The organism is Bartonella rochalimae ATCC BAA-1498 (assembly GCF_000706645.1).
Classification (GTDB): Bacteria; Pseudomonadota; Alphaproteobacteria; order Rhizobiales; family Rhizobiaceae; genus Bartonella; species Bartonella rochalimae.
Map to the genome: position 1 here is coordinate 600,010 of NZ_KL407337.1, position 23,165 is coordinate 623,174.

The window sequence follows — 23,165 nt, forward strand, 5'->3', positions numbered from 1 at the left end:
CTGTAATATAATCACCCTTCAGTTTGAAGGAATCTTCTTGCGCTGTACCTGAAACTTGAATAAGCGAAACACCCTGGGTATTACCTGAACCCGTTTTATCTCCTAGATCTCCTACTGTTGTAGAAACAGAAACTACAGTAACACCAGATACATCACCATCGATTAAAAGTCGATCTGTATCCGAGTTACTTTGATCTAAATAACTATTAAGATAAAGCTCCGCATTCCCTTCTGCTGTATAAACAAGACTATTCCCTATGCCAATAGAGAGTGTTTGATAAACATTATCGCTTGGCTTTTCAAAAATAATTTTACTATTCTTAAGTGTCACAGTAGAAATAAATGATTTATTATTATCAGTTCCCTCATTCCCTCGATTACCCCGTGATTTTCTTTTTGTTAAAGTCCACATCGAGTTATTCTCTAATTTCAAACACGCTTCAGCTGAACCAGAAATTAAAGCACCCCCTTCGAGCTGTGAGTTATTAGCTTTAATGTTTATAATCCCGCTAGTACCTTCTAGCAAAAGACCACCGGAAAGTTTTGTATCTGATAAATTAAAAATAAGCTCCGCCTTAACACCATTATAAATAGCGGTACTATTAGGAACAATAAAATTTGTTTTTTTCAAAGAAATAGTTGCAGATCTTTCAAACTCCTTGTCCTTGTCATCACTAACAGAAGGTACTCCATACATGCCATAATATTTATCACCCTCTATTTTAACGTCTACATTTTCAAGATTTACATTCTCTTTCTCCTCCTCCTCCTCATCATCTTCTTCATCGTCACTCTCATCTTCATCACCATCTTCATCTGCTGTCTCATAATCTTCTGTATCCTCATATGGTGAAAAGTCAAATACAAATCCATTCCCACTTTTGAGATGAACTTTCCCTTCCTTCATCTCAAAAGTACTCTGTGGATGCATATAAACGGCAGCACTACGACTATAATCTACATTCTCGTTCGTCTGGACAGAAGTATTATCATTAATAGTATCATTAATAATATTAACTTTCTCTAAAGAAACCTCTCCTGTATTCATATAAACTGCGGAACTTAGAGTAAAATTAATGCCTGCATCCGATTTATCTATACCCTGCATATCAATATAGCCACCTTTTGTAGTGAAAAGACCTTTACCCCCTTTTAATACTAAAATATTTGTATCCAATAGCTCAACTATAGAACTTGAACCCTTAGCTTTAACAGCAATCTTATTATTACTTATCAATGTCTTATCTGCGTTTACCGAACTATTTTCTACAACAGAAATACCTATCGTTAGGTCTTTTAAGGTCAATTCATTAGCAACAATTGTTCCCCATTCCCCGAGCAGTATACCAATATAAATATCATCATCACTGTGTACGGGGCCTAGAATTTGCACTTTATTTACATTAACATTACTAGTATTTACATTCTCTTCATCACTCGAACTCGAATATATACCAATTACTCCACCGGTTTCAGAAGTTTCACTGTCTGTCCGTTTCCTACTATTATTCCGTTTAGAATTATTTCCCATTTGATATTTTCGCTCATTTATCTGTCCATTTACACTTTCTTTACACTCTTTCACAATGAAAGTACGGCTACCCAATTTCATAGTGGTCTTCTGACTTGAAGAAGATCTACCGTTCGCAGTTTCATTTTTCTGACATTGCTTAACAGATTCAGACGAACTAACAGGATCAGAAGGACTAGCTAAAGGAATAGAAAGAAAGAAAGAAAGAAAGAAAGAAAGAAAGAAAAAAGAAACGCGCAACATTAAAATACCAATAATCTTTCAAAATAAACTGAATACATTATGGATTATACTAAATAGATAAACACATTTCAAGTTATTATCATAAAAGTAAATTTTTACGTATCGGATTTCTCTATTAACATTTACTAAATGAAAACTATTCAATAAATAGAGTTAAGCTTTACATAGAACTTTTAACAACACAAGAGAAACAGTGGCTTAACAACTATCATGCCTGTGTTTATCAAGTTAATGCACCCTACCTTGATAAAAGAGATAAAAAATGGCTGAAAAAAGCTACAATGCCTCTTTGAGAGTAAAGACACCTTTAAATTAAATATCTAAAGGAATCTTCAAAAGAGATAAAGCTTTATCAGCCAATTTTTCTAGGGCTTGAGCAAAACTGATAAATATAAAACCAATCCTTGCTTTTAAAATTGATAACGTAAGCCACCCGAAACACTAATTCCAGAAAAGCCAGCTTTGGTTAATTTATGTTGGTATAACAAATCACCATGAAGTGCTATAGCATTAGACAATTGGGCATGAACACCCGCACCTGTTTCAACTGTAGAACCGAATGCACCTAACTGAAATGCATCTTTAAAATGCACTATCCGCTTCTTTTCATAACTATGCGCAACATGAAGTTTACTATAAAAGGAAACAACATGTCCCTTTTCGGAAGAAGCAAAAGCTTTTATTAAACGACCACCTATCCGCCCTATCAATTGATCATGCTTTCCTAAATCAATATCAAACCGATCAATATCACGCGCTTCATCAAACAGGAGAGACTGGTAAATAACTTGAAGCTGTGGCTCAAGAATAAAACCATGATAGCCTGTGATAATGGCCTGACCACCCGATAAAGCAGCATTCAAAAGTCTCCCTTTTAATTCTGCTGTTTTTCCACGAGAAAGAGTGACAACATCGCCCTTAAAAAAATCATACGAGAGAAAGCCATTCGCATAAAAGCCTGTATCATGATCCAAATTCGCATAAAGCTTGCCTGACCATTTATCAAAAACACTCTTTTGACTGTGTTTAACTGCACGAGGATGAAGAGAGAGCTGACCATAACCGCCCATAACTCCAAAGGACGAAGCACTATCTTTACTCTCTAATGTATTGAATACAATTCCTGCTGTCGCATTATTATAGTCAAGATCAGCTCCATAACCATATTCAAAAACAGACAAATTGGAAGTATAACTATGGTTACTGCCATAACCACGGATGAAAAAGTTTGTCTTTCTCTTTTTAGCCGCTTCATGAAAAGCACTTTGCATGATTTCCAACAGTTCATGTTGATTACTTACATCGACCAAACCTGTATGAAATAAAGCATGAGGTAAAAGCAAATAACTTGGGAGTTGTGGCACAACTGCCGGTACTCTTTTTACAGGTAAATCTGGTTTTATCGGATCCTCAGGTTCTGAGGGCACTGGTGGTTCCGGCGCTGGTGCTGGTGCTGGTTTCGGCGATGGTGGTAATGGCTCTGGCGATGGCACTGGTGGTACTGGTTCTAGTTCTGGTTCTGATGGAGAAATATATTCACTTTGCAGCCGATAATCCCAAAAATTATTATTAGGTTTACCTTCTTTTTCCTCATTCTTTCCAACCAATTTTTGTCTCGGATCCGATCGCCCTAACTTAGAATTTGGACCATAAGCAAAAAGCTTATATCGATAAGGAGAAGCATCTACTGTAATATAATCACCCTTCAGTTTGAAGGAATCTTCTTGCGCTTTACCTGAAACTTGAATAAGCGAAATACCCTGAGTATTTCCAATATTATTCGTGCTTATACTTACATTTCCCCTTCGATTTTCTGAAATAGCTTGTATATCAATTGTAGTTTCCCCACAAACATTACCATGGATCAAAACTCTGTCAGTTTTCTGACTATCAAACGAACCATTAAAACTTAAACTCACGTTTAAATGAATCTGCGCATTATTCTTTGCAATATAAACATCGCCACCCCCTTTCCCAATGTGAAGTGTTTTATAATTATAGGCTTCAGGAGACTTGAATCTCTTAAAATTAATAGAACTATTATCAAGACCAAGTACTGAAATATAAAAATTGTCTAAATCTTGTGAATTTTTCTGTTTTGTTTGTGTTAAAAACCATACAGAATTACCGCTCAAATAAAATTCAGCAGTAGAGCTCTCATCAACATGGCTCCCCCCTGTCAATAAAGAATTATCAGCTAAGACAAGAACAGAAGATTTCTTTTCAGCCATTAACAATAAATGATCAGCGCTAATAGAACTGTTAAACAAACTAAGATTACCTCCTGCAGCACCGGTGCTATAAATAGCTGAACCACCTACAACGTTCAGTTTTGTATCTTTTAAATTAACAAGTCGTATGGGAAATTTAATATCTGCAATATCTAAATTTTTCTTATCCTCTTTGACTCCTGCTATTGCATTATCTACTCTCTCTATTGTATTGCCTGCTGGATTCTCTCCTCTAAAATATATACCGTAGAATTCATCTCCTTTTACCTCGATAGTTGCTCCTTCGATATTGGCTTTCGTCATGTTAATATTACTTTTATCAGTTTGTAAATTTTCATCCAATGAATCCAAAGAAATAGAATTAGAAGTAGCAACCGTATTGTCGATTAATAGGCCAAAAGCATTAATAACGTTAATATTGCCATTCTTAAAATCAATATAACCGCCCTGATCTATATAAAAAACAGCGTAATTTTTTTGTTCTTTTGTCATACCTGTTCCGGTAATATGAGTACTATCGAAAGTGACTTTCCCTCCCAACGCGGTATAAGCCCCATTACTGTTTGTAAAATTAATTAATCCACCACTTTTAACCTCAACATTTGCTCCCCTCATACTCACAAGGCTTGCTTTCCCGTCTTTGGTCTCAATCTGTGGATTAATTAAAATAACATTCGTTGGTTTTCCCAACGCCTGAACAGCTATGTTGCTCTCTTTAATCACACCATTGTACATACCAATTATTCCATTGCTTACATTAAGCGCTACATGTGTATTGCTCACGACCGACTGCGTTAAAACGACTTTTCCTTCTTTCAATACATCAACACCATATATATTACTTTTAATCTTCCCAGCCTTTTTGGGCATTTTATCTACACCACCAAGGGTTATATTTGTCCCGTTAATATTTACACCTTTCCCTTCTGCTATTATTGCCTGAAAATTCTTATTGTTGATTATTTTTTCCCCGCTATTAGTACATTTATAAGTTAACGTAGAATCTACATTATTTTCATCACACTCAGATGAGTGGTTGGGGGTTGACTTCACACTATTCTGAAAAAAACAAAAAATAGTTGCTGTAAAAAAATATAAATAACTATTAAATACTTTGATCATAATTCATTTCAAACTTTCTCCCCTGCATTTAAATATGAAAAGCTCCCACTCAAAATGAGAAATACAAAGCTAAGTAAATTCTACATAATTTAATACATTTCGTATTTAATTTAATACGTTTTGTGCTTTATGTAAAGATAAATCTACAATAAAAAAGATCGCACAAAAGCTTTATCAGACAGGTAAGTTAGAATTGATAAAGACTCTAGCCAAAGCATTCTTCCTACAAAGCCCTGCTTCAGTAAATTTATGCTTATATATCAGCTTACTATGAAACACTATATTGATAAATCATTGGACCAAATATCTAACAATATTTCTATTATTGAAGCAATATTTTCCAACTAGAACGCATCTTAAAATGCAAAACCCATTTTATTTCGTAACTATGTGCATAGGAAATTTTCTATACAGAAAATAACAACATACCTCTTTGATCATTGTAAAAGGTAACCAAGAGATCATTGTAAAAGGTAACCAAGAGGCTAATAAACAACCTACAACAATTGCGTTTCAAAAATAAAACAACTACAATAAATTATTATAAAAATTTATTCTCGTTAAAGAAGCACTTACAAACTCACCTTTGAATATTCCTTTTTATTGCCGCTTTAAACTATCATATTTCTCTTAATCGACAGAAGTTCATTCATATAAAACATGTGCCACAGTGTGTCATTCATTATTCCCGATCACCTCTTTAAAGGTAATGTTTTGTTTTTTTTGACTATCCTAAGATTAAAGAGATAATGTATCAAAAGTTCCCAGCCTGGCAAAAGACATGGTATATCATTATGCATCACTCTCTAATGTATTGAATACAACATCCGTTATTATAGAGTTAACTTTATTACCCACATTGAAAGATAAAATAGATTTGAAGCATAGCGATTTTTCGACTGTGATTAAATATGAAAAAGCTTGTCTTCTCATTGCCTCGTAATCGCTCGTAATATGTAGCAAGTATATTCACTCTGAACACGATAATTTCAAACATTCTTAGTTAAATCTATTTTCTCCTTCCTCATTATGTCCCAACAATCTTTGTATACTATCCGTCTATCCCTAAAGAAATTTTGAACTATAACAATAAAGCGTATATTTATCAGATGTTTTCTTGCTACCAAAATCGATATTAAGCTATTTTCAAATGAAAATTTACTGCAATTCTATTAAAAATAGCAACACTTTAAACGTAAATTAACCAGACTCAGCTATCATAAGACAAATCTTAGCTTTTAAAAGAAAAAATAAAATCTTATTTTCAAATATTTATATAGTTTTTCTTATCTTAATTATAAAGTAAAAATATAAACAATAACCACATTATTTAATAACTACGAAAATGATCTTTTAAACTAATCAATTTCACTCATGCTTCATTCTACTTTCTTAGCTTTTCTATCTCGATTATAAAGCCATCGTCATTATTAAAATAATTATATATTATAAATTTTCTCATCGCTCATTTTATAGTTGAATCTTGAATTCTCAACATTAAAAGCTCATTGTTCTAGAGCTATTTCAATTATTTTAGATAAGATATTGAACGCTCTTAATATATTTTTTAGAATGGCCTCTCTTTATAGATTCTAAAACCTTCGGTGAAACACGTTATTAAATCACTAGCAATTTTTACATTATTTTCTGTATCGGTTTTCCTTGGAAAGTTTAAACTTTTTTATAAATAAATGAATATTTTATTATTGATATTTAATAAATTTCTTAATCATAATTCTAGTATAAACTTTATATTTTCTCTTCATATAAATCGAAAAGAAATTTCTATCTTTCAAATATATAAATATACATTACCTTTAGCAGCATAATTCTACCCAGAATATTTAATATTCCTCAGAATTAATTGCTCTAAAATTAATGAGGCAACCTAAATAATTCATAATATCAGCTCAAATAAAGTTTGATTTTACTTCATACATATTTCGATGCAAAAAACACTCTATATTTGCGTTTCTTCTGTATATGGACTAAAGTTGAAGAAAACTATTTCCATCATATTGTATCATGTGAATCTATTCACTTCTTTTTGGCAATGAATTTATGGTATCTGATCTCCTTCCTCTCGCCCTTTTACCTCTGGGCGCACATGAATATCATGGCAATCACCTTCCCTTTGAAACAGACTGGATTATTGCTGAATCTTTTGCAAAAGCACTTACCTTAGAAACAAAAGAGCAATTTCAAATCACACTTTTACCAGTTGAAAAAATTGGTTATTCTGTAGAACATATGAATGTTATTGGTACACAAACATTGACCTTTTCTGGGGCTATAGAACGCTGGATCAACATTGGTGAACATTGTTATCATAAAGGCATCAGGCGTTTTCTTATCCTTAATGCTCATGGAGGCAATGCGCCTTTAATGAATATCGTCATTACAGAATTAAGAAAACGTTTTTCAATGCTTGCAGTAGCTACAAGTTGGAGTCGTTTCGGATTGCCAGAAGGCTTAATGGACCCATCTCAGATACATCTTGATATCCATGGTGGATTTATTGAAACCTCCTTAATGCTCTATTTAGCACCAGAAAAAGTACATATGGAAAAAACAGAAAATTTTCATAATAAGCAAGCTGAGATGATTCAAAATTATCAATATTTACGAGCCTATGGACCTCATGCTTTTGGATGGATGATGCATGATCTTAATGAACAAGGAGTAGCAGGAAATGCAAGCCAAGCAACAGCACAAGCAGGTAAAGCAATTTTTTCCCATGTTCTCTGTGGACTTCGCGCTTTACTTGACGATATCAAGAAATTTAAAATAGATGCATTACAATGAAAGATATAATTATGAAAACAATACCCAATACATCTCCTAAAATTCCTGTTACAGTCCTTACAGGATATCTTGGATCAGGAAAGACTACCCTTCTTAATCGTATTTTAAATGAAAATCATAACAAACGTTACGCAGTTATTGTCAATGAATTTGGTGAAATTGGTATTGATAATGATCTGATTGTTGAATCAGAAGAAGAAATTTATGAAATGAACAATGGTTGTGTGTGCTGTACAGTGCGTGGTGATCTTATCCGCGTTTTGGAAAGCCTAATGCAACGCTCTAATCGATTTGATGCTATTATTATAGAAACCACAGGAATTGCTAATCCTACTCCAGTTGCACAAACTTTTTTTATGGATGATACTGTACGTGATAAAACAGCCCTTGACAGTGTCATTACGTTAATTGATGCAAAACACCTGCCACTTCAGCTGAAAGAAAGCCGCGAAGCAGAAGATCAAATTGCCTTCGCCGATATCATTTTGCTCAATAAAATTGATCTTGTCAGTGCAGAAGAACGAGCACATATTGAATCACTTATTTATACCATTAATTCCAATGCCATTATTTATGCAACAGAACGTGCAAACATTCCTCTTAATAAAATTCTTAATCGTAGTTCATTTGACTTACAACGAATTCTAGAAAACGATCCTCATTTTCTTAATCATGAAAATCCCGATCATGTATGTAGTCCCGAATGTGATCATGAACATCATCATGGGCACAGCCATAAATCACTTATGCATGATGTTACGATAACCTCTATAAGTTTAAAAACAGGTGCTCTTCAAAAAGAAAAATTTTTCTCATGGCTTCAACAAGTTACCCAAGAACAAGGTCCTAACATTTTACGTCTAAAAGGTATTATCGCATTTCACGGAGATGACGATCGTTATGTGATCCAAGGTATACATATGCTTCTTGAAGGACAACATCAACGCCCATGGCGTCAAAATGAAAAACGTGAAAGCCGGCTTGTTTTTATTGGTCGTTCTCTCGATGCTGAGAAATTAAAAACTGATTTTGAAAATTGCATATAAGCGAGTCAAAATGCCAAGTATTACTCCTTACAATCTCAAAAGTTATTGTTTATCTTGTGGTTTTATTAACGATAAGCCAGCTTTTGTTTCAGTAGAAGGTTTGATTGTTTTCCTTCAACCAAACCCACAAATTATTGAAGTGCATAAAGGCATAATTTCAAGCCATTTTTCTCCTGATAAGACAGCTATTATAACAGGTGGAGAAGATGGGAAAATATGTAAAACAACAACAGATGGTCGCATAGAGATATTGGGCATACAAAAAGGCAAATGGATAAACAGTGTTTCTTTCGGCCCACATAATGTATTTGCTTTTGCATCTTCGCGTTTGATGGTAACTAATATTGGTAAAGGTTTACAAGAGTTTTATCATAAATACAGTGTAGAAGGTTTAGCTTTCGCTCCGAAGGGATTACGACTTGCAGTTGCTCACTATAATGGTGTTACCCTTCATTGGTTGTTGACGCAAACAGTGCCAACCACATTAGAATGGAAAGGAGCACACTGTGATGTTATTTTCTCACCAGATAATCATTATGTAATTTCCACAATGCAAGAGAATGCCTTACATGGTTGGCGTCTTGCTGACAAACAACATTTACGCATGAGTGGCTATCCAAGCAAAGTTAAAAGCTGGTCTTGGAGCACAAAAGGAAAATGGTTAGCAACATCAGGTGCATCAGCTGCAATCGTTTGGCCTTTTCATACGAAAGATGGTCCAATAGGTAAAGCACCGTTAGAACTTGGTATACGAGCAAATGCGCTTGTTAGTATAGTTGCATGCCATCCAAGTAAAGAAATTGTAGCTATTGGCTTTAATGATGGAATAATTTCATGTGTACATTTTAGTGACGGAAAAGAAATATTTCTTAAACTTTGTAGCAAGAGCGCTATTTCAGCACTCAATTGGGATAAAACAGGCCATTACCTTGCCTTTGGCAGTGAAAATGGTGAATGCGGCATCATAAATATAACCACTTAAAAACATAACAATAAATTACCTCTTATGCTTTTAAATTGATCATATACTCTCTATCAATATTTGCTCTAAACAAGACCGCTGTAATCCACTGATCGATATGCTCAATCACTATCAAGGGCATATGAGCAAATAATTGAGTATAAAAGCCCCCTTTTCTACTACTGAATATAGTTGTTAATAATCTATACTCACATGAAGTTAATTATAAAATATACTTAAAATGCTAACTAGCTGAAAATTATTATTAAAATAATTTTGGAAAATGACCACTAATCGCTGCTTTTGTGATCAACCAATAGCGATACAGTAATAATGAAGTTGTATTTTCCTGAAAAACTTTTGCTCCCAACTGTACTGTTTTTTGCAAAGATGCCGGCGTAACTGCTAGCGGGAGAAATGCTGGTTTAAGCGTTTTAGGCAAAGTAACAGAATAATCATAAAACTTAAGATAGTAATCTCGTGATAATGCTACCATAGCCTCAATAATCTGTTGTTTTTGTTTATCATTGATACAATTAGAATTTAGCTCTTCCCGACTTATCCCCAAAGCCTCCAACATATCGGTAGGGAAATAACATTGATATCGTAATTGCATCAATGGTAAAAGACGTAATATACCACTTAACGCTTGAGCTATTCCCCCATATTTATAAGCATCTGTAAAATTTGGTGCCACATCAAAATCTAATATCTGGCAAGACAACTGCAATATTGTACTTGCTGTTTTACTACAATAAGCTTCAAGATCGTGAATAGTTGCTATTGGATTATTGTAAAGATCAAAAATACGCGCATCACAATAGTGTAAAAAAGTTATCTTGGATAACTTAAACAAAGTAATTGTTTTTAATAAATCATTTAAAATCGGATTACTCTCACTATTTTGTTGTTCATCGTTAGCAATAGAATCGCGCCACCAACGTAATCGTATTTCTCCCATAAGGGGATCACGCACACTTTCGCGAATACGAGCAATCTCTGCATTAAAAGCATAAAGAGCGGCTAATGCTCTGCGTTTTTGTTTGGGTGCAAATAAAACTGATATATAACGATCACGATCTGTATTACGTAAAATATCAAGACAATAAGGAAGAAAATTTGCCATTCTCTATCACACCATCAATACCTTTTTTATATCATACAAATTATTTTTTATTATATTTTTTAAATTTAGGAATTCTCAAATAAATGTGAGAGAAAAGGGAATAGGAGTTCCTAATATGCCTCTACAAAACATACCATTTTTTGCCACCTTTCTCTAATAATTTTTTAAATTTTTCTAAGTTCTGTTATGAAAAATTATCAAATGTTCTAATAAATATACCAACAATTTCACGATCACATGAATCAGAAGATTTGCTTATCAAGCTCTTGCTCCAAGCATCTATTTCTTTTCTTAAAAGATAAGCTGTTGCTTGATTTAAAGCGTAGAGCTTGATGATCGTTTGTTCTATTAAAACAGGTATAGATTTTTCTAATCTCGATGGAAAAAATGCTACAGATAAATCTAATTTTTAGCCATATCTAAAAGGCATTCTGAGTGATCAATACGAAGTTTGCATAAGATTTTGTCAAATGATGTAAGCATTTTAAAAGGCTTGTTAGAAAAAAATATTCTCTTGATTCTAACAAATATTTTTGAAACTTTCTTCAATTATTGCAAATAATGACTTCTTTTTGAGATGTTTTTTTATAGTTTAAATCCTATTTATGTGCTCAATATTTTTATATTTCTTTAGAAAAAGAGGGGATAACTATCGTGCCAAAATCTTGCGCTCCTTGCGTAGAATAAGCCAAAGTATAACGTGATTTTTTCATACCAATGATGGTTTTGGCAGCAATGCCAAATTCGCTATCATAATCAAATAATTTCTCTACAAGATGATAACGCGGCTCATCCTTACGACCATAAGCTAAGATGACACTTTGCGCACCAAGCAAAACAGCACGACGAACAGAAAGAACAGGCTCCTGCGTTTTTGAATGAACACCATGAGGAACATATTCAGACTCTCGTAAAATGATACCATTATACATTCCAAACGAACCATCAAAAATCGGGGTTTTAGCGCGGCTTTCACTACAAACCGCTTCGGTAATGTCAAGCCACTGGCCAGCATCTGTATTGGTACGTAACTGCATCACCTGTTCTGGGTGAAGATACATCACATAAACACTTTCTCCATTGACATGTACCGATCTAATCTTAGGATTAGCCAATTTTGCACGTTTCACAGCATCATCAATAAGAGATAATGTAAACTCATCGTCTTTTGTGAGCTCTTCATCAGCCTTTTTATTCCCTGAGCGAAAAATGCGCAATTTACTCGGCTCTAATGGCTCATTAAAACCATAATGCACTGGTTTTATCGTTGTTGTATAACCATCAAACTTCATCCACGGAGCTGTATACCTAGCAGCTTGGATAAAGAACATCATACTCAATCGATCAGCATACCAATCAACAAATCCATCCTTGGCATATTCACGCAAATTAAAGGGAATATGCTGTTGATCAATTATCTCTTTATTTTTAAAACGCACAGCATGAGAAAGCTCATTGAGCCGCACTGTTTCATTCAGAAGAAGTGTTGTATTCCCTTCCAGTGCTTACTCTTCAGTCACATCACCTCCTATAAGCTGAGCACATAATCTAGTTTTGACTGCATCACCCGCTGTTTTATTCAAACCATCCACAACTTGAATGATACTATTTTCATCTGTTCCCATCAAAGGAGCTATTGATGTCGCTTTTGAGCTTTCTGCGCTAAGCAGCTTAGACCAAATCTTAACGGCTAAGGGATGATTGATATTTTTTGCTTCTGTTGTTGCCATTTTAAAATGCCTTTCTTTGTCTTCAAATGAGCCTTACGGCATAACCAAGCAGCCACAACCACTTGGTTATCTCTTCTGCACCACTGCGCATCTCTTCACACCCTGTCCATGATGTATTCAAATTTTTCTTTATTATTCTCAACCCATGCAGCAGTTTCATCTTCCGACATGGAAGAAAGTGTTCTCATATCAATACCGACCAAGGGAACCTGCCCACCACATGCGGCTAAAATCCACGCTGCTGTGTTACGCTCTTGGAGAGCTTCAACCTCATTGTTATTCTGGGGGCCGCTATAGCCAAAAGCTTTTGCTTTTTGCACAAGTACATCGATGGGATTAAGGCCGGCTTTTTGGCCTGCTGACAGATTTGACGCAATTCAGCACCAATTTGCTGTTCTCTCAGTGCAGAATCTTCCGACTGTGGATAAAGACTTGTTCGCACTTTTAATGAATTATCCGCAATCTCATGAAGATAATTTGTGATCTGTTCTAAATCTGGATATTTGTCTTGAACCAAAGGCGCTATTTTCACGTGCCCTATTATCTGGGTCACCCCCTATCCTCTCCCGTAACCTGTAACGGTAATACTTTATAAAGCAAGACATCATTTTTCTTTTTGGATCTACTCGTAGATAGCCAATTAAAATACTTTATTAAGCATGTTTGTATCCTTTTTGAAGGAAAACAAAGAACTCACTAAATGAAATTTGTGTACACAAAAATACTCTTTTTATATAGCATATAACCTTCTAACTTTTCAATAGAAAAACATTATAAATATCTGAAAAAATTAATTTATTTATCTTTTTATTTTTTCTTTTTATTATGTTATTCATCATTTTATTATTGTCTATTGCTCTTCAAAAAATATCCTCTATAAAATGTCATTTATAGCAGAAGTTGAACGACACAAAAACACCAGAAAACACCAAAAGCTTTCAGAGAATAATGAACAACCTTTTAAAATGGGCAATTCAACAAGATCTTTTATAAAATAATATGGTCTCTCTTTACACGATAAGGGGCAAGCCATAAAAAGTTAGCTTTAGAAGCGATTAAAACACTCTAAAAAAAGAGACAAGAACAAAAAGATCCAATAGAACAATAATTACGAAAATCCCTCATATTTAATTAACATACTGATTTTATTAATTATATCATTCTATCGCAAATAACAACGCAGCAACTGAACGATTTTCAGCCAACAAAACATTAAATGTACGTACTGCAGCTCCCGTGCTCATTGTGTCTGTCGAAATATGCTTTTCCCATAAAAGACACCGCAATTTTTCAGGTAAACTCAATAATTCAAGTCCAGTACCTATCAATAAAATCTCAATCTTATCTGCTTCTTCCAAAATACGAGAAAGATTATCCTGTGTAGGAAGAGGTCCTGCCATGTCGATACCATAAATACCCGATGGTAAGCAAATAATCGAACCCTTATGAGACATATCTGCGAAACGAAATCCTCCATTCCCATAAGCATCAATAGGCGCTCGCCCTGGAAAATGTGCTTCACGAATCTGAATTGCATATGACATAGTAGGCATCCTTTATTTTTGGAAACCCAATTGCATTTTTCTCTCCTAAATTAGTAAGAGGAAATAATAAACTAACTAACGTAGATTATAACACATCACCAAAGATGCGTAAAATATTTGACACCAATATTACCAAAATAAGAAGAAGACAGTACCCTAAGCAAAATTGCAAATAATATCAAAAAGTTTGCAATAAAATATAACGAACACCCATAACATAAACAAATAAAATCATCCCTATCTGTTTTCTTCAAAAAACTTGATTATACATAACAAATACCTTGAATAATAAAATAATTATATAACATAACTATGTTTTTGGTTTATTTTTCTTTTGTATTACTTTTTTTACTTTAGGTGCAGAAACACTTTTCTTCACTTCCACCTTACTTTCAGAAGTTTTGGGTGCTTTTATCTTAGAGCTAGGTTTTGATTTTTCTTCCGATAATGGCTCACCTTTAATCCGAACATCTGCTAATGTTGAACGAATAACGCGAATACGTATACCTTCACTAATTTCAACTTCTAGCTCACCACTTTCATCATAAACTTTTGTAACCTTACCAAGAATACCTCCACCCGTTATAACTGTATCTCCACGACGCACAGCATTAAGCATTTCCTGTCTCTTTTTCATTTGCGCACGCTGTGGACGAATAATTAAAAAATACATAATTGCAAAAATTAAAATGAAAGGGACAAAGGTAATAAATGATGTTCCATTCGACGTATGACTTACAGTCTGAGCATAAGCATTAGTAATCAACATTTTTATCTCCTATAGATTAAACTTCAAGTATCTCTCACTTTACAAATAAGTTTTTGCTTCGGAAGAAAAAAGCCCATCTAAATACTGTAAAACTACATCAGATAGTTGTAACTTTTTCAAAAGGAATAAAATTTTAAGAAAAAGAAAGCAACGAACAAAAGTTTCCAAAATAGATCTCATTCGTTTTTCTGGATATCATATAAATACCAGCTTTTCTCTAAATTAAACAGCACAATACTTGAAAATTATGTTATTCCAAATACAGCAATCATTCCATTTTTTGCATATTTTTACTGACTTTCTCAGTTATTTTAAAATAGAGTCCTCCAAGAAACACGTACTCTTAATTTACGTTCTCCTTAAACGCTCTAGCTAAATACCAAGAAGAATACTATTCATTCTATTAAAAAGAATAGCATTTGCACTTTCCTAGATAACAAGATCCTCAATATATTCCAAAAAAAAACCCGAAAGCAAGAACTTTCGAGAACTATAAACTCAGAATTTTACAATACAGACAATAATATGATGCTTTTAGACACTATTTTTGAAACATTGTCAATAGAAAAATACTATATATTGATAAAATCTATATGAATCATCTATAAAAGGCTTAGAAACTGATTATCAACAAAAGGAATGCCATTTATATGAAATTAGTGTTACTTTCAAAAACAATAACAATAAGTATCCCCTTAGCTTTCATTATGTGTGGTATTGGAATATGGGCCACTTTTTCAATTATTTTCAATTGTTTTCTCTTGAAACCAACATTTATTACTCACGCATTCATCATCTCTTCTATCATCTCTTTTATTGTCATATTTTTAAAATCATGGTTTACAGCTTTTTTTATAGTTGGAATAGTAAGCTGCGGAGGTGTACTTATGAGTCATTTATTTAACCAGTTGCTCCTACTGTGGTTCGCTGTAGAACTTTTAATGCAATAGTTTTTCATACTTTTATAAAAATTGATAATTTAAAAACTATTTATGAAAGATTGCACGATTACGTTTAAAGTAAACCCATATTTTTTGTCCATTTTAATGCTTGAACAAAATATTATCAAATGTCTTTCACCCTTCATTTAAAACGTTTGCTAAATCTTTATGAGAACTATCCTATAACTTAAGATAATAATTACTGTACCTCCTATTGACAACCATATTCTCACAAGATCCTACACTTGTAGAATCTGTATTTTGTCGTGCTTTGTTAGTTTCTTCCTAACCGTAAAATTTAGAAGAACTGAATTAGAATAGCCTATTCTTTCAATGACTATCAATAATAACACAACTCGAAATAACGCTCTTATCTCACCTATTAAATAAATAATTATCCTCGACAACCAATACCACTTAACGATTGAAATACTATTTAAGTTAATCACACAAGAACTTAAATAACATCACAAGGAAGCTTATATTTGGAAACAAAGCAGATGAATTCATATGATCTTGAATTATTTTAATTGATCTCCTCTATAGCTTAAAAGATGAGAATTACTATAAGCAGAACCTATATTGAAACATATAAACCTTTTCCTGCATGTTCCTCCTCCTGCTGATCGCTTATGCAATTACTTCATAGGCTTTCGAATGAAGTAATACACACCTTAATATCTCCAATCTAAAGGATGAAGTTTTATAGTGAAAAGATAAAACGGCAACCGATTTAATTTTCTAAGTATTCAGCAGGATCAACAGGGAGAGAATTCTTACGTACTTCAAAATAAACGCGTGGTGTTTTAGCGTCTCCTGAAAAACCTGACTTTGCAATTTCATCACCACGTCGTACCTTTTGCCCTCTACTAACAATAAGCTTACTATTATGCCCATAAATAGTAATAATATTGTTTTCATGCCGAATCATGACAACGTTACCAAGCTCTTTCAACCCATTACTTGCATAAATAACAACACCATTTTCTGCAGCTTTTACTGATGATCCTTCAGGAACCATAATATCTATTCCTCGATTAACTGCAGTTCCTTTCTTTTCGCCAAAATGACTCAACAAACGTCCTCGCACAGGCCACCGCATCTTAGAAATACCTGTCGATTGTGGAGTTATAATATCATTTGGGTCAATAATTTGATCTGACGTATCATTTATAGACTTATGTGTTGTTGCTTGTGTAGGAGAATTTTTTTCAATGTTTAACGTATCACTTTTAACTACAGGCATAGTTTTTACGGAAGTCTGAGCTACAGATGTAGGAGCTTTACCCTGTTTAACAGGAGATACAGTCTTAGATTGAAATGAAGATACATTTTTTGATGCATCTGAAATATTATTTTGAATATTTGATGCCATCTTTGTACTTTGACCTGGAATAATCAATGACTGACCAATATAAATAGAATTAGCGTTTATACCATTAGCTAACCTTAACGCATCAACACTGACACCCAACTGTTGCGCAATACTTAATAATGTATCCCCACTCTGCACAATATAAGAATTCTTTTTAAAAACAGAACCATTATTCACCTGTGAACGAGGAAGAGTTCCAAGATTTTGAGGCGGTATCCCCATAACCTGACCATCAGAAAAATGCTTGTTCTTATCAGGATAAAAAACTTCCTTTTGCCTTGAAGAATTATTATATGGGGAATTGTAATCAGCGTCTGAAATACTACTTGATTCTACAGGTGGCAATTCACTGCTTTGTATTTCAACATTTTGTGATAACATTCGCGGATCATCAGTCATAGTCATGAATGTAGTTGACTGGGTAGAAGTAATATTATTATAAGAACCACCAGAAAAACGCTGCATACTGGAACTACAACCAGTAGCTATTAATATCACCATCAAAAGAGCAGCTTTTAGAAAAGTACACTTTAAAATGCTACTTGAAACCCTTATATACATAGTTTTGCTCACTAGCCAATATTTAAATCATTCTATTAAAGCTTCCTAATCTTACCTAAGAGTTAAAATTAAAAAAATATCCATAAATACCCCTTAATAAAATCAAAATGTATTTTTTATTAGGTAGAATAGACAAAATATTTAGCAATATCTTAAATTCACAATTACAAAATTTCCGCAATATTTTCAATGAAGGGTTGATAACGTACTTGAAACATTTCTGAGCGTTCAAACTGGCTACCAATCTTTGTATAACGCATCACTTTTTGTACCCCTTCATCTGGCCCAATAGCTTGAATGAGAATCCCATTTCCCGCCAGAAGTTCTAGGCATTCTTTTGGTTCATTAGGGCATGATGGCCAAATGAGAATACGATCAAATGATCCCAAACCTGTAACGCCCCGACTTCCATCAATCTGCCGTATAATGATGTTCTCAATTCCCAAATGCTGAAATCTTTGCCGTGCTAAATCAATAAGTGTTTTATAACGATCAACTGTTGTCACACGATCACTAAGACAAGCCATAAGGGCAGTGCAAAAACCTGAACCTGTACCAATTTCTAAAACACGGTGCGTTTTTTTCAACGATAATGCGGAAAGAATCAAAAGCTGCTCCTCTAGACGCTCAATATATTCTCCACATTCAATCGGTATAACTTTATTATCATAAGCACTATTAAGCCAAGAAGCAGAAACGAATTGCTGACGAGGAACTTTCTCTAATGCTGCAAAAAAGCTTATATCATCAATGCCTTTACTGCGCATTTTCAACACAAGGCTTGCTAACTCTTCACGAAATCGTAAAATGCCTTTTTGCTCCATAATATCATTCGATCTCCAATACAATGGCTATCTTATTGTATAGACGAGTTCTCCGATCATAAACAATTAAACCTTGAATATAAATATCATTAATTCATTAATAATTTTCTATACATAAAAACACAATAAAACCAATTAATTGTTTACTTTGATTTTTTAATTTCCCCTCAGACCCCATGCTCTAATGCATACCTCAATTCTTTATAAAAAACTACCAAGTAAAAGGAAAAAATAATGACATAATTACCACGATGTATATGAATATTGAATTAAGCGCATAAACACAAAATAACTCTCATTATAATGTCCTCTTATATCATAACATTATAGAAATTGCTAAGTCTCCAGTAGTTTGAACATGTTCATACAAATTAAGTAATCTTAATCTTTGAAGCTCTCACCTTAATTAAGAAGTAGGTTTATTAATCACAACAAATCATAGGATTTGCAGAAAAACACAATTTTATAAAAATTAAAAAACAGTGATAAAAATGAAACAAAAAGCTAAAAAAATACAAATTGTTTACAAAAAATATTATAAAATTCAATTTTAAAACCCTTGTGAAAAATTCTGATCACTAAGAATTTTTACTTCTTCTGTTAAATAATTCCAGCTCAATTATAAAATCTCATGCTGAAAAGCTAATTAGCATTCATAGGATATTCCTTACAGATATCAATATATTTCTAGGCATTCTTATAATTTTAATATTCCACCTATCATCCTAAAATAGCATCCATAGATGGTAAAAAATTATTGAACAGTAAGATCAATCGATAAAAGAATAAAAAAGATTCTACTACTTGACAATATTACTATTATGAAGGAAAAGAACAAAATGCTTCTTATTAATTCTTTAGTTCTAAAGCTATAATACTTTAGTTCTAAAGCTATAATAATAGCATAAACGGTGATATGTTTCCTGTTTTATGAATTGAAAACTGATTACAAGATAAAAAAGACTATGTGGAAGTTAAATGTAAATGTTGATTTGATTTCTATCATATTGCAACAATTACGAAAATATAATGAAGGAGTTATTAAGCTATTGGTAATCACATAATAAGAAAGGAGACTTTCTTTTAACAGCATTTGAAATTTTAGAAAGATACGCAAAGGGGGGTATTTACTGCAAGTTGATTTAATACTTTTTAACATAACGTCATAGAGGAGAAATCATGTTTATAAAAGATTCTCAAACTTTCAAAAACGCAGAAAAATCATTACTGAAAAACAGTATTAACTACACCTATGCTGAATCTGGAGATCCCTATACGTTAATAAATAAACTTGGGATACAAGATCACCAGCAACTTAAGATAAAGTGTGCGCATAAAGTGACGAAAGAACTTGTTAATGTGCATCAAGAACCGATACCTCAAAAAGTTGATCAGCTTTACCTAAAAAAACTTCACAAACGCTTATTTGGAGCGATATTTGATTGGGCTGGAGAAACCCGTGATAATCCGATTAAAATGTCAAATGGTAAAATTGCTACCATGTTAGTGAATGATAAAAATTCTCCCTTTGCATCTAATGAAAAGCTCTCAAAATGCTTAAATGAACTTGATGCAAAGCTTGCTCAAAGAGCTCAAAGAAACGAAGCAGGAAATACCTCACAAAAAAAAGTTTCAGATAAAAATGAACCGCTTAGTGAAGATATAGCAACTATTTATGCACTACTTGATCATGCACGTCCTTTCGTAGAGGGCAATGGAATTGTACAACGGTTATTTGTGAATAAACTCTCTCAAGCTGAGAATCAAAAGCTTGATTTTTCAGTTGTGACACAAAAGCGTATGGAAGATGCAATTGTTAGTGCAGCAAATGACAATTTACAGCCTATGCAACATCTGTTTGAAGATGCTTCTAATCCAGAAAACATCAAGGTTTTGAAAACAGCTATAAATAGAATGACACCTGAAGAAGCGCAAGAGATTGCAAGAGGAATTATTACAACACCAATCTCAGGAAAAATCTATACAGGTGTCTATGAAAGTCGTCAATTAGATACTATTGTGATAAGAACATCGAATTCTTTGATTGTATGCAATAAATCTGTTATTCCAAGGGAGCAGTTCCAAAAATTAAAGCTAGGTGATAAAATCAGCTTTAAAGCTCTTAGTAAGCTTAGTGATGTTTTAATCCCAGGAAAAGAATTACGCAATTTAACAGACTTTAAAATTATGGAAAGGACCGTATGTAATTCTTATGTTCTACATCAAAGAAAAGAAATTGAACGTTTGGCAAAAGTTGTATTTGGAAACCGTGAAAAATTAACCAATCATCTAGAACGAATTCATGATAATCCAAATTCAGCGAAAATGCTTTCTGAAACTATCTTACACAACCCTAAATCTATTGCTAAGCTTGCAGGTTTTGGAAAATATGGAATAAACAGTCCAAAACGTAATAAAGCTGAAAAAAGTCTTTCTGCACTCGGTGAAGCAATTTTGAGATATGGGAGTGATTTGAAAACTTCTAAAGAAGAAGTTTTGAGAGAACATAGAGCAGAACAATACCGTCTTGCAAAAGAGGTAAGTTTACCTGGCGAAAAGATACAGCGTTATCTTGATATGTCAAAAGAAGAACGTGAAAGTGCTTTAAAAATAGAAGGAAATGTTACTATTTGCAAAGAGATTAGCGCTTTTTTAAAGCAAATTAATTCTCGTCTTTCGGTAAGTGAACGTAAAATGGTTAACAGTGGTAGTTATGAATCTTTGGCTGAAAGCATTGGTATTCCAGAAGACAAAGCAAAACAAGTTATTGATACCATTCAACAAATCAAAGTTTTACAAAAGCAAGCAATGTTAATTAGAGAACCTCGTCAACAAACAATAGCTATAGCCAGCTAAGGACGTAAATCTTTTCATTTTAATATCTAGGGGGGGAATATTTAGAAATAAGAAATTAAATAAAGCGTATTTCCTTAAGATAAATGTAGTAATGAGATTTTTTGTGTGTAAGTTATTATGTGCTTTATTGAGTATAAATAGTGTATAAATGCAAAATAAGCTGAATTATCAGATGGTAGTTACAAATATTTCATAAATGACTCAAAGAGAATAAAAAAATATAAATATTTTTTTTCAACATAAAGAGAAATGAAATTAAAGGTTTTTCAGTAATATAATTAAGCAGAATGATTATCAGACATTCGTTAGCAATATTTAAGGTATCAGAAATTAAAGCACGCAAGATATAAATATCATTAGAGGACACGAGTATGTTGAAAAGAAATTAACTTAATCAAGTTTTTCAAATCTCATTATTAGAGAGTAACAGCCATAGTGATTTAAAAATATAATAAAAAATTAGAAGCATGTAACAAAAACATTATTTCATTGAAACTATTTAGATAATATCAAATAAAACAATTGTTATTGAGTCATCTGAAGCTAATGCATCAATTTATATGAATTTTGGAGAAAAGAAAAAAATGCCTAATTATGTTCTTGTCCCATCAAAAGAAGTACCTTCTCTGACGGATGATGAAATTATTAAACGGGCTTTACGTGATCCTTTGATTGAAGACATACAAAAAGAAATTATAAGTTTGTCACTAATTGTATCTAAAAACTGGACAACATTACCTTCCTTAATACAACGGATAAATGATAATCCAAATTCTGCATCAGAGTTGGCGAATATATTTAGAAACTCTCCTGAATCCTTCCTTAAACTTGCAGGTTTTAAAATATATGGTTTTAAAAGTTTGCGACGTATAAAGGCTGAACGACATGTTTTGCAGCTTAGTTTAGCAATTCACAAGTACGGGGATACTATAAAAAATGTCAAAGATGCAGTTATTTACCGTAATAACTTGGAACAAGCGCGTTGCGCACGAAAAATTTTAATGCCTAATGATAATGTACAATATCTTATTGCTTTATCACATGATGAACTGTGTAATGTTTTCAAAAATCAAGATACTTTTCAACTTGGTAAAGAGGTGGGGTTGTTTTTAAATTCAGTTGAGATGCGTCTTTCAGAAAATGAGCTCCAGATGCTTGAAGAAAATCAGAGTCAGCCTCTTGCTGAAAGTATAGGTATATCAGACGATCAAGCGCTGAAATTGATAGATGTTGTTACAAAAGCCAAAAAAGTACTGGAAGAAATTAACCTTTTCCAAAAAATCACGTATGATCTAAATGAAGCTCAAACACAAGAGCTGGGAAGCAAGCAAGAAGGTATCTACGCAAATTATAATCCAAATAGATTTTACACGCGGGTATTGAAGAAAAGAGCAACGAAAAATGAGGATATCTATGACACTACTGATATTTATGATAATCCAGATGCTCAAACACAGAACCTAAAAAGCGAAGAAGAAGATATCTACGCAAATTATAATT

The 23,165-nt window shown here is 33.1% G+C and carries 12 protein-coding genes and 3 pseudogenes; 6 read left to right on the forward strand and 9 right to left on the reverse strand.

Annotation, left to right across the window (positions count from 1 at the left end):
* A pseudogene (locus O99_RS06875) lies at positions 1-1,774 on the reverse strand (hypothetical protein); the annotation flags it as partial.
* 134 nt (positions 1,775-1,908) lie between these two features.
* Here O99_RS06875 and O99_RS06745 point away from each other — a divergent pair.
* Positions 1,909-2,067: pseudogene (locus O99_RS06745) on the forward strand (M24 family metallopeptidase C-terminal domain-containing protein); the annotation flags it as partial.
* A 117-nt stretch (positions 2,068-2,184) separates the two neighbouring features.
* On the opposite strand, the gene O99_RS02680 reads toward O99_RS06745, so the two are convergent.
* Positions 2,185-5,058, reverse strand: coding sequence for an autotransporter outer membrane beta-barrel domain-containing protein (locus O99_RS02680; protein WP_167884993.1), 2,874 nt, complete (start codon positions 5,056-5,058; stop codon positions 2,185-2,187).
* A gap of 2,130 nt (positions 5,059-7,188) precedes the next feature.
* Between O99_RS02680 and O99_RS02685 the strand changes: the two genes are divergently transcribed.
* From O99_RS02685 to O99_RS02695, 3 genes are read left to right on the forward strand one after another with little or no spacing between them, the layout of a single operon-like run.
* Positions 7,189-7,932: a creatininase family protein gene (locus O99_RS02685; RefSeq protein ID WP_035006216.1), complete on the forward strand. Its 744-nt coding sequence runs from the start codon at positions 7,189-7,191 to the stop codon at positions 7,930-7,932.
* A gap of 11 nt (positions 7,933-7,943) precedes the next feature.
* Positions 7,944-8,978 carry a CobW family GTP-binding protein gene (locus tag O99_RS02690; protein WP_035006699.1) on the forward strand — a complete coding sequence of 345 codons (1,035 nt, stop codon included), beginning with the start codon at positions 7,944-7,946 and terminating at the stop codon, positions 8,976-8,978.
* A 10-nt stretch (positions 8,979-8,988) separates the two neighbouring features.
* Entirely contained in the window at positions 8,989-9,960 is a 972-nt protein-coding gene (locus tag O99_RS02695) for a WD40 repeat domain-containing protein (protein WP_035006218.1), read from the forward strand.
* Positions 9,961-10,204: 244 nt separating this feature from the next.
* Here O99_RS02695 and O99_RS02700 read toward each other — a convergent pair whose 3' ends face one another.
* The 7 genes and pseudogenes from O99_RS02700 to O99_RS02735 all read right to left on the reverse strand — a co-directional run bounded on the left by O99_RS02700 (position 10,205) and on the right by O99_RS02735 (position 18,809).
* Positions 10,205-11,065: a phytoene/squalene synthase family protein gene (locus O99_RS02700; RefSeq protein ID WP_035006219.1), complete on the reverse strand. Its 861-nt coding sequence runs from the start codon at positions 11,063-11,065 to the stop codon at positions 10,205-10,207.
* 620 nt (positions 11,066-11,685) lie between these two features.
* A pseudogene (locus tag O99_RS02705) lies at positions 11,686-12,795 on the reverse strand (N4-gp56 family major capsid protein).
* A 95-nt stretch (positions 12,796-12,890) separates the two neighbouring features.
* Positions 12,891-13,115, reverse strand: a complete 225-nt coding sequence (locus O99_RS06615) for a hypothetical protein (RefSeq protein WP_051668842.1) — start codon at positions 13,113-13,115, stop codon at positions 12,891-12,893.
* Between the two features lie 837 nt (positions 13,116-13,952).
* On the reverse strand, positions 13,953-14,339 hold the full coding sequence (locus tag O99_RS02715) for an Mth938-like domain-containing protein (protein ID WP_035006221.1): 387 nt from the start codon (positions 14,337-14,339) through the stop codon (positions 13,953-13,955).
* Between the two features lie 310 nt (positions 14,340-14,649).
* Complete coding sequence (yajC, locus tag O99_RS02720) at positions 14,650-15,108, reverse strand: preprotein translocase subunit YajC (protein WP_035006222.1); 459 nt, start codon at positions 15,106-15,108, stop codon at positions 14,650-14,652.
* Positions 15,109-16,782: 1,674 nt separating this feature from the next.
* The gene (locus O99_RS02730; RefSeq protein ID WP_035006225.1) at positions 16,783-17,985 is read right to left on the reverse strand and encodes a M23 family metallopeptidase; all 1,203 of its coding nucleotides are present in this window, start codon (positions 17,983-17,985) and stop codon (positions 16,783-16,785) included.
* Positions 17,986-18,149: 164 nt separating this feature from the next.
* Entirely contained in the window at positions 18,150-18,809 is a 660-nt protein-coding gene (locus tag O99_RS02735) for a protein-L-isoaspartate(D-aspartate) O-methyltransferase (RefSeq protein WP_035006227.1), read from the reverse strand.
* Positions 18,810-19,988: 1,179 nt separating this feature from the next.
* Between O99_RS02735 and O99_RS02740 the strand changes: the two genes are divergently transcribed.
* Together O99_RS02740 and O99_RS02745 are read left to right on the forward strand one after the other, a co-directional pair.
* A complete protein-coding gene (locus tag O99_RS02740) occupies positions 19,989-21,665 on the forward strand; it encodes a BID domain-containing T4SS effector (protein WP_035006229.1) in 1,677 nt (558 codons plus the stop codon).
* Between the two features lie 560 nt (positions 21,666-22,225).
* On the forward strand, positions 22,226-23,165 hold a 940-nt coding region (locus O99_RS02745), incomplete at its 3' end, for a BID domain-containing T4SS effector (protein WP_035006230.1).

Coding starts and splice junctions, on each gene's coding strand:
- O99_RS02685 (WP_035006216.1), top strand. CDS start 7,189: ATGGTATCTGATCTCCTTCCTCTCGCCCTTTTACCTCTGGGCGCACAT.
- O99_RS02690 (WP_035006699.1), top strand. CDS start 7,944: ATGAAAACAATACCCAATACATCTCCTAAAATTCCTGTTACAGTCCTT.
- O99_RS02695 (WP_035006218.1), top strand. CDS start 8,989: ATGCCAAGTATTACTCCTTACAATCTCAAAAGTTATTGTTTATCTTGT.
- O99_RS02700 (WP_035006219.1), bottom strand. CDS start 11,065: ATGGCAAATTTTCTTCCTTATTGTCTTGATATTTTACGTAATACAGAT.
- O99_RS02715 (WP_035006221.1), bottom strand. CDS start 14,339: ATGTCATATGCAATTCAGATTCGTGAAGCACATTTTCCAGGGCGAGCG.
- yajC (WP_035006222.1), bottom strand. CDS start 15,108: ATGTTGATTACTAATGCTTATGCTCAGACTGTAAGTCATACGTCGAAT.
- O99_RS02730 (WP_035006225.1), bottom strand. CDS start 17,985: ATGTATATAAGGGTTTCAAGTAGCATTTTAAAGTGTACTTTTCTAAAA.
- O99_RS02735 (WP_035006227.1), bottom strand. CDS start 18,809: ATGGAGCAAAAAGGCATTTTACGATTTCGTGAAGAGTTAGCAAGCCTT.
- O99_RS02740 (WP_035006229.1), top strand. CDS start 19,989: ATGTTTATAAAAGATTCTCAAACTTTCAAAAACGCAGAAAAATCATTA.